This window comes from Psychrobacter sp. Rd 27.2, from assembly GCF_001921755.1.
Lineage (GTDB): Bacteria > Pseudomonadota > Gammaproteobacteria > Pseudomonadales > Moraxellaceae > Psychrobacter > Psychrobacter celer.
In genome coordinates, this window is the sequence record NZ_MRYB01000157.1 from 1 (window position 1) to 325 (window position 325).

The window sequence follows — 325 nt, forward strand, 5'->3', positions numbered from 1 at the left end:
AGTTCATTGTAATCATTGTTATCCCAATAGTTTACGCCTCTCAGCTCTGCGCTTTTATATATATAATGATTACCATTAAGGTTTTTTTCTTGCGTTGCACCAATGTCGTATCTGATCCCGTTTGCCTCTTGTGGCAATGAAGCGTCACTACGAATGAATGTCGCATCACCAATTACTAACTCTTTCAAATCAGACGCATGATTAACATTATCGGTAGTTTCATAACTAAAGTTTAGCGCTGGCTTCCATTCTTGCGCTTTTTTTATACTATCTAAGAGTTGACTAGCTAAAATCTTTAGATCTGGCGAAAGATATGGTTTAGCTT

At 36.9% G+C, this 325-nt stretch carries 1 protein-coding gene; it reads right to left on the bottom strand.

Annotation, left to right across the window (positions count from 1 at the left end; translation table 11 throughout):
• Nucleotides 1-325 (bottom strand): surface lipoprotein assembly modifier (locus BTV99_RS13020; RefSeq protein WP_143507229.1); only part of this gene is annotated, 325 nt, incomplete at both ends.